We start from the raw sequence: 1,870 nt of genomic DNA on the forward strand, positions 1-1,870 counted from the left end.
AGCTGGTAGCGTCCGCGCTGGTCAGGTGGAACAGGCCACCCCCACGGGACTGTTGGAGCAGCACATGCCGGACCCCGTCGCCCGTGACGCCGCCGAGGAAGCGTCGGCGATGTCGCATCCTGCCGTCGCGCCGGACGTATCCGTCTCCTACGGGGAGCATCCCGACCAGGTCGTCGACTTCTACGCGCCACGCAGCGGGCACGCCACCGTGCCGCTGGTGGTCGTCCTGCACGGCGGCGCCTGGCGGGCGCCGTACGACCGGCGGCATGTGACGCCGTTCGCCGACTTCCTCGCGCGCCGCGGGCTCGCCGTCGCCAACGTCGAGTACCGCCGCGGACGGGAGATCCCGGGCCAGCGCGGAGAAGGGCCGGTCGCCGGACGGTGGCCGGAGACGTTCGACGACGTGGCGGCCGCGATGGACGCCCTGCCGGACCTGGCGCGGCAGGCACTGCCGCAGGCCGACCCGCGGCGGACCGTCGTGACCGGGCACTCCGCCGGGGGCCACCTCGCGCTGTGGGCCGCCGCCCGGCACGTCCTGCCGGCCGGCTCGCCGTGGCGGCTGGCGGCGCCGCCGCCGCTGCGCGGTGTCGTCGCACTGGTCCCGATCGCCGATTTCGGCACGGCCGTGGAACTGGGCGTGTGCGGCGGCGCCGTACGGCAACTGCTGGGCGGCGAGGCACAGTACGACGAGCGCGTCCCGCACGGCGATCCCGCCGTCCTGCTGCCGACCGGCATCGCGACGGTCGTGGTGCAGGGCCGTACGGACGTCGTCGTGCCGCCGGCCGTCGCGGAGGCGTTCGTGGACGCGGCGGCGAAGGCGGGTGAGACCGTCGGATGGACGCTCCTCGAAGAGGTCGGGCACTTCCCGCTGATCGACCCGGCGGCCGACGCGTGCGCCGTGGTCGCGGAGGAGATCGCCCAACTCGCCTGGTGAGCCTGCGGAAACACCCTGTGGAACGGACTCGATGAACCCTTGCGGACAGAACCTGACCGCAAGGGTTCATACGTTCTTCCCATGACGAATCTCGTGACCGGAGCAACCGGAACAGTAGGCCGCCAGGTGGTCGCGGAGCTTCTCCGCCGTGGACAGTCCGTCCGTGCTCTGACCCGCGACCCCGCGAAGGCCGACTTCCCCGACGGCGTCGAGGTCGTGCGGGGCGACCTCACCGATGCAGACACCCTGGCCCCCGCCCTGGAGGGCGTCACCGGCCTTCACCTGATCACCTTCGGCGGCCCGTACTTCGCGCCGCTGGAGACCGGCCCGCGCATCCTTCAGCTGGCCAAGGCGGCCGGCGTGCGGCGGATCACCGTGCTGCACGGCGGCGGCCCGAGCCTGCTGGAGGACGCGGTACGGGAGAGCGACTTCGCCTGGACCGTGCTGATGCCGGTGGAGTTCATGGCGAACGCCCTGGAGTGGGCCGACGGCATCCGCGCCGATGGCGAGGTGCGTGAACCGTTCGCCGACAGGCTCAGCGCCATGGTCCACGAGGCCGACATCGGCGCGGTCGCGGCGGTCGCCCTCACCCAGGACGGCCACGCGGGCCAGGAGTACGTGATCACCGGCCCCCAGGTGCTGACGCTGGAGGACAAGGTCGACGCGCTCGCCGCCGCCCGGGGCAGGAAGATCCGGCTCGTCGAACTGAGCGAACAGCAGGCGGTCGAGCAGTGGAAGGCGGCAGGGCAGCCGGAGGACGTCATCGGCTTCCTGCTGGAGGCGTACGGCAACACACCGCCCGTCGGCCGTACCGTCGTCGACACCGTCGAGAAGGTCACCGGCCGGCCGGCCCGGACGTTCGCCGAATGGGCCGAGGAGCACGCGGACACCTTCAGGAGCTGACACGGCACGGGTACGGGCGGGGCCGCCGAGCGG

The 1,870-nt window shown here is 72.8% G+C and carries 2 protein-coding genes; both read left to right on the top strand.

Annotation, left to right across the window (positions count from 1 at the left end; genetic code table 11):
• Positions 1-64 precede the first annotated feature (64 nt).
• Complete coding sequence (locus tag ACWGH4_RS34730; protein WP_453467855.1) at positions 65-934, top strand: alpha/beta hydrolase; 870 nt, start codon at positions 65-67, stop codon at positions 932-934.
• Between the two features lie 81 nt (positions 935-1,015).
• Entirely contained in the window at positions 1,016-1,837 is an 822-nt protein-coding gene (locus ACWGH4_RS34735; RefSeq protein ID WP_453467853.1) for an NAD(P)H-binding protein, read from the top strand.
• Positions 1,838-1,870: the final 33 nt, after the last annotated feature.

This window comes from Streptomyces sp. NPDC054847 (genome assembly GCF_053610925.1).